The organism is Aphanizomenon sp. UHCC 0183 (genome assembly GCF_009712065.1).
GTDB lineage: Bacteria > Cyanobacteriota > Cyanobacteriia > Cyanobacteriales > Nostocaceae > Dolichospermum > Dolichospermum heterosporum.
Window position 1 is genome coordinate 22,866 of record NZ_VILC01000054.1, and the last position, 6,000, is coordinate 28,865.

Annotated in this window: 9 protein-coding genes; 4 read left to right on the plus strand and 5 right to left on the minus strand. The window is 38.5% G+C overall.

Annotation, left to right across the window (positions count from 1 at the left end):
* Nucleotides 1–65 precede the first annotated feature (65 nt).
* Complete coding sequence (locus FJR37_RS17350) at nucleotides 66–212, minus strand: hypothetical protein (RefSeq protein WP_168466641.1); 147 nt, start codon at nucleotides 210–212, stop codon at nucleotides 66–68.
* Nucleotides 213–261: 49 nt separating this feature from the next.
* Entirely contained in the window at nucleotides 262–591 is a 330-nt protein-coding gene (locus tag FJR37_RS17355; RefSeq protein ID WP_039200651.1) for a XisI protein, read from the minus strand.
* Nucleotides 592–827: 236 nt separating this feature from the next.
* Here FJR37_RS17355 and FJR37_RS17360 point away from each other — a divergent pair, with 236 nt between their 5' ends.
* Together FJR37_RS17360 and FJR37_RS17365 are read left to right on the plus strand one after the other, a co-directional pair.
* Nucleotides 828–1,100: a hypothetical protein gene (locus tag FJR37_RS17360; RefSeq protein WP_039200650.1), complete on the plus strand. Its 273-nt coding sequence runs from the start codon at nucleotides 828–830 to the stop codon at nucleotides 1,098–1,100.
* Nucleotides 1,097–1,477, plus strand: coding sequence for a clan AA aspartic protease (locus FJR37_RS17365; protein WP_053539946.1), 381 nt, complete (start codon nucleotides 1,097–1,099; stop codon nucleotides 1,475–1,477). The genes FJR37_RS17360 and FJR37_RS17365 overlap by 4 nt, the downstream gene beginning before the upstream one ends.
* Before the next feature lie 49 nt (nucleotides 1,478–1,526).
* On the opposite strand, the gene FJR37_RS17370 is transcribed toward FJR37_RS17365, so the two are convergent.
* The gene (locus FJR37_RS17370; protein ID WP_217355313.1) at nucleotides 1,527–1,802 is read right to left on the minus strand and encodes a DUF2442 domain-containing protein; all 276 of its coding nucleotides are present in this window, start codon (nucleotides 1,800–1,802) and stop codon (nucleotides 1,527–1,529) included.
* Between the two features lie 117 nt (nucleotides 1,803–1,919).
* Here FJR37_RS17370 and FJR37_RS17375 point away from each other — a divergent pair, with 117 nt between their 5' ends.
* Together FJR37_RS17375 and FJR37_RS17380 are read left to right on the plus strand one after the other, a co-directional pair.
* Complete coding sequence (locus FJR37_RS17375; RefSeq protein ID WP_039200648.1) at nucleotides 1,920–2,183, plus strand: hypothetical protein; 264 nt, start codon at nucleotides 1,920–1,922, stop codon at nucleotides 2,181–2,183.
* Nucleotides 2,164–2,568 (plus strand): type II toxin-antitoxin system VapC family toxin, encoded by a 405-nt coding sequence (locus tag FJR37_RS17380; protein ID WP_168466642.1) that lies wholly within the window; start codon nucleotides 2,164–2,166, stop codon nucleotides 2,566–2,568. Before FJR37_RS17375 ends, FJR37_RS17380 begins: the two co-directional genes overlap by 20 nt.
* Nucleotides 2,569–2,945: 377 nt before the next feature.
* Here the strand turns inward: FJR37_RS17380 and FJR37_RS17385 are convergent, their stop codons facing one another.
* Together FJR37_RS17385 and FJR37_RS17390 are read right to left on the minus strand one after the other, a co-directional pair.
* Entirely contained in the window at nucleotides 2,946–3,431 is a 486-nt protein-coding gene (locus FJR37_RS17385) for a hypothetical protein (RefSeq protein ID WP_168466643.1), read from the minus strand.
* Between the two features lie 146 nt (nucleotides 3,432–3,577).
* On the minus strand, nucleotides 3,578–6,000 hold a 2,423-nt coding region (locus FJR37_RS17390; RefSeq protein WP_217355314.1), incomplete at its 5' end, for a sigma-70 family RNA polymerase sigma factor.

Here is a 6,000-nt window from a genome sequence, read left to right on the forward strand (position 1 = left end):
CTTTAAACCTACGCACAAAAGTTATTACAGAAATAAATCTTTTCCCAGAAGATAAATTAGCAGAATTATACTTTATCTACTACATCTATAATTATAGTTTGGAGGGTGCTGTACCTTCTGATAACGCACCACAAAATCTGCGATCGCCTACCATGAGCTACACCTATGCACTTCCCAAATCCCCAAAATGCGATCGCCATCCCATACTCCATCTGTAGATTCCTTCCCTAACTACCGTATTTGACCGGAATTCTATATGCTTCAACTAATAGCAAACTCGGTAAATTTCCGTTTGTATGGAGCTTTAAAACCCAAAACTATATCTTGTTTAGGAACTCCAGCTTCTACTAATTCATTAGCTACTCCGATTTCTGTGCCATCGCGTTCAATCCAAATTTTGCCATCTTTAATTTCTACGTAAATAATACAACCAAATATTCGCGTTAGTTCTTGCCAACCAATATTGATAACTTGATAATGATCGCGCTCTGTATCAAATATCAATTTGACTTCTGTTTGATTATTTGGGCGATTTCTTGCGTGACCTTCCAGAATTGTTTGGACTATTTCTTTGTAATTTAGTCTCTCCATATCACAATCTCCTCTTGGTCTGGGTTAAAAATTAGTAATTTTAGGTCATATTCGCCAATTATTCTTTGAATAAACTTCCGACTAAAAAACTCAGATTCCTGCGGAGCGCTTCGCTATCACACTGACAAATCATAGCCGAACACCAACGTGTCTTGCAAAGCAGGCTTAAGTCCTATCACTATACAGGTTAAAATTCAGCTAAAATAATTAAACAGCATAAAGGAGGTGTAATGATCATGCAGGCTATTTTTTGGACCCTAGAAGAAGTTGCCGAAAGGGCTAAACAATTTTACGAAAATGGCATTCGTCAACAAGTGGAATGTGATGATCACATTGGCAAAATGATTGTAATTGATGCGGAAACCGGAGAATACGGAATTGATAAAACTGGTGTAGAAACTGCACTAAAGTTAAAGCAAAAGAAACCAAATGCCAGATTATTTACGATGCGGATTGGTTATGATGTTGCTGTCAGCTTTGGGGGAGCGATTGAGCGTACTGTCAAATGATTTACGGAAGATTGATTGATAGCAAAGCGATTGTGCCAGTAATTTTCCGTTTACCGACACAACGAGATTTTTCTATTAATTTTATTATTGATACTGGATTCAACGACCATCTTACCTTACCACCACAAGCCGTCAGCGCGATGAATCTGCCGTTATATTCCACTACCCTTGCTAGATTAGCCGATGGTAGGGAGACGTTGTTATCTATACATTTAGCAACAATTGTTTGGGACAATCGAGAAAAAGTAGTTCCTATTTTAGCATCTGGTTTTAAACCTTTATTGGGAACGGCTTTGATGGCAGGATATCATCTGGAGATTGATTTTGAAGAGAATGGTTTAGTTTCGTTAGAACAAATCCCACCCTTGATTTCATAGATTCAGGATGAGGGTCGATCTGCTTGCAGCAGTGCTTCACTATCGCACTTTAAGCTGTCTTGGCGATCTCTGCTAGTTTGATTAGTCCTTTAGTTGTCAAATCTTCATCAATGGCGTACCAATGAATACCATAACCAGAGGTCGAAATACGATACATTTTGCGCTCCATATCTGTTGCTTGAGCAAGTCGCTTAGATGCTTGAATAATTGGGATTTGATAAGTTTTTCCATCTACTGATAGAATCATCAACTCTCCATTAAAGTCAATATTTGATATGTTGTATTGCTTATCCATTTTGCCAATTTCTGAATGTTTGCCATTCATCTACTATTTCATCAAAATTTTGCAAGATGATCTTCTTGACTTCCCGCGTGTCTCGTGATGACATTTGATATTGCTATAGAATTAACTTATTGCTTGATTAAGTTACATTAATTTGCTATGGATTCTTCAAACCTACGCACAAAAGTTATTACAGAAATAAATCTTTTCCCAGAAGATAAATTGGCAGAATTATATCACTTTATTCATTATTTTCGATTAGGTGTAGAAATTTCTCAAGTTTCCCCCAACCCAACTATGCAGTTTGCTGGTTGTTGGCATAATATGTCAGATGAAATGTTTGCTGATTTTAATGCAGAAATAAATACACGCCGACAGCAAGCATTTTTAGGGAGAAGAAGTGATGAAGCCAGCCTTGATTGATACTAATATCTTATCGTTTTTCTTCCGTAATCACAGTCTGGTTGTTGAGCGTTTTCAAGCCTATCTTAACGACCATGACAAAATTAACACTAGCATTATCACTTATTATGAAATTGTCAGTGGGTTAAAACATCGTGACGCGCAAAAACAACTCACCTCTTTTCAGGAATTTGTTTCATACAATACGGTTTTACCTCTAAGTACAAGCTCTGCCACAATTTCTGCTGATATTTATGCCAATTTAAGAAATAAAGGAACGCCAATTGATGATATTGATATTCTGATAGCAGGAATTGCCATAGCTAACGATTTGATTATTATCACAAATAATATCAGAGATTTTGGAAAAATAGAAAACTTAGAAATTCGAGATTGGAGTAAGTAATATTACAATATTAGGTTGATTGATTGGTGAGGAAACAAGGGAAAGGCTATCAACCATGGCAAAAAACGTAGGGTGGGTTAGCAACAGCGTAACCCACCGAAAATCAGTAAATAAACATACATAAGGTGCGTTACATTTCATTAACGCACCCTACAAGATCAGGCGATCGCACTAAATTAAGTTGATTGATTTGTGAGGAAACAAGCGATCGCACCTATCAACCACGACAAAAAACGTAGGGTGCGTTAGCGACAGCGTAACGCACCGAAAATCAGTAAATAAACATACATAAGGTGCGTTACATTTCATTAACGCACCCTACAAGATCAGGCGATCGCACTTAAACAAAAATCCAGCCCAGTTATAACATTATAACATTAGGGAACTAGTGTGAATTGAGAAAAAACGTCAATATCAGTTTTAGCAGGTTCAACTGGGTCAATACGACCTCTTGTGATTCGACTCAAATATAGGCCGTTATCTGCTTTGAAAGCCACTTTGCCGTTTGGCAGGTTGACCAGATCAAAGCTAGTATAAGGAGGATCAAGGTTTGGTTTAGCAGCTTCAATTGAGTCAATACGACCTCTTCTGATTCGACTCAAGTATTGACCATTATCTGCTTTCAAAGCTACTTTTCCGTCTGGCAGTTTGACCAGATCAAAGCTAGTATAAGGAGGATCAAGGTTTGGTTTAGCAACTTCAATTGCGTCAATTACACCTCTTCTGATTCGACTCAAGTATTGACCATTATCTCCTTGCAGGGAAATAGCTTTAGCATTGTTAACTCCAACAGTGAAGAAAACACCAAGAGCAAAAACAATTGTCAATGTTGCAGAAATTAGGGTCTTGAAATTTTTTAACATTTGCTTACCTTCTAGACTAACTGAAGATGTGGTTTTTCTTCCCACACTTTTTAGACGTTTTACCCCCCCCATTTGTGAATTTTTCGAGTTACCGGCAAATTCCCCCCCCAAAAAACCACCACAAATCGCCATAACCCTTACCCCTCTTACCTTTTAACCTTCTCCAAAATTCTCTCCACCTCCCCACGCACGGGATACAACAACTGCTGACTCAAAGCCCCTTTATAAGCCCGTTTAGCCCCCGACTTATCCCCCAAGCCTGTTACCCTCCCTAACCAGTAATCAGCCATGGCTGGGTTCAATAACCTCAACTCCTGACATCCTTGAGCAGCTACCTCCCACCACCGTTTACTAGCCTTAGCATTCTTCAAAACTCGATAACTCTCCCCCAACCAGAACGCCGCTGGTACGGATTGCAAATAACCGCCATCCGGTAAAAGCTCCCATGCTTTTTTTAAGGCTTCCACGGCTTCCCGATGTTTACAAGCCAAAATCAACACCTGGCCATGACGTAACCAAGCATCAGCTAACTGGGGTTGTAGTTTTGTCCCCTGTTGGGAAACCTGACAACCCCGTTCAATGTCTGGAAAATATTCCACCAATACCCGCCCCGCAGTCGTCCACATACTCCAGCATTCAGGAAAGCGCGTTAACATCTCCTCCACTATGGAAGCAAGAATCGTTTTACTCTTCTCTGGATGAGGTGCAAAGGGTAAAATTTCACACAAACCCTGATAAATTTTCCGGTCATGGGGATACAGATAATAAGCTTTCTCCATCATTTCCGCCCCTTGCTGGTATTTCCCTGTGTGGAATAAACTCAGCCCATAATAATACCAACCATAGGGATAATTGGGGGATTCTGTGGTAAATTTGGCTAATACCTCCACCCCTTGCGCCCAATCCCCTCGTAGAATGTGATAGTAGGCCAAGAATTTATGGACTTCAACACTATGGGGAACTGTTCCTAGTAAGGAGGTAATCATTTTTTTAGTGATTTTCCCCTCTTCACCGGATACCATTCTCGCCAGCAAACGTTGATCAATTTGTCGTTGTATTACCCGAAAATCATCACCAGCTAGGGCTATAAGGCTGTTAAACCTCTCTTTTGCTGTTTGTATATCCCCCACCACCATCAGGGCATCATAGCTGTAAATCAGGGACATAACATCATCTGGATTGATTGCTAAAACCGGCTCTAGGCTGCGGAGAATACCCAGGGGATTTTCTACATTTTGATATACCTGTGACAAAGCCAGTCGGTGAAATACTTGATCAGGTTCTAAACTAGCCGCTAAATTAAAGGCTGTGAGAGCTTTTTCATTGTCACCTTCGCAAACTGCAATCAATCCTTTTATATGATACTGACTTCCTGGATTTTCAGACAAAAATAGGGCTGTATCATATACTTGTAAAGCCTCTTTTTTTTGTCCCATTAACTGCAATATTTTCCCGAATTTTAGATGGACATCAAGTGGTTGAGGTTGTCGTTCAATTACTTGATTATATTCGATAATGGCTTGTGACCATTTTCCTATTTCGTAAAGCAAATCAGCTAATTCTAATCTTTTTTTCCATCCTTGAGGATATTTTTCAATGTACTTGTTTAAAGTGATAATTTTCTGCTGTTGTCTGGCTGATTTTTCCTCTATAAATAACTGAGTATTCATCTTTATACCAGATGAATCTGTGAATTGTACCAATGATGCGGTAAAGGCTTCCAGACATATTAAAGTTACTTTATAGTTAATTTCTTGCTGTTGAGTTTTTGTGGGTATTGATGATTCCTCATCATGATTCCATATTTGCTCAGATTCTAATTCTTCTACTATTGGAATCACGGTGTTTAATGGTGAAAGGGAATCAAAAGCAGTGTTATCTTCCCCCGCAATATACTTCTTTAAATGCTGTTTTAGAATCTTTCGCGCTTCTTGAATACGTTTACGAACGTTATCCTCAGAAATGGTGAGTTGTTTAGCGATATTTGGATAGGATTTGTTTTGACAACAATGTAAAATCAAAGGATAGCGCAATCTATCAGGTAAAGATGCAATTTTATACTTGAGATATGCCGCCATTTCCAGATTTAAAAGCCAGGATTCAGGAGGTTGTAAATTAGAAGTAAGTATTGGATGATCTGCAAATTGAATGTCGTCAATATTATCAATTTTTGTAACTTCTCGTTGACGTTTTCGATAGACATCAATGCAATAGTTATAAGTAATTTGAGATAACCACGATTTAGGATGTTCAATGTCATTTGTAGATTGTGTCCATTGACCCCAAGCTTTAAGCATTACCTGATTGACTACATCTTCTGTATCATGGTAATTATCGTCGAGCCATTTTAAACAACAGTTGTAAAGATAACCTTGATGTAGGTCCCATAATTGCCAAAAATCCTGACAATTATTTGGAGTTTTATCGCCAAATTGGCTTTTTTCTGGCAATATATTCCTGTTTCCCATCTCTGATGACAAAAACAAGAGTTCTTGTTTTGGCTCTACCGACATAGATGAATTACTGTTCATTTTTAACAAGATGAAGGATAATGCACTGTGTACAGTTT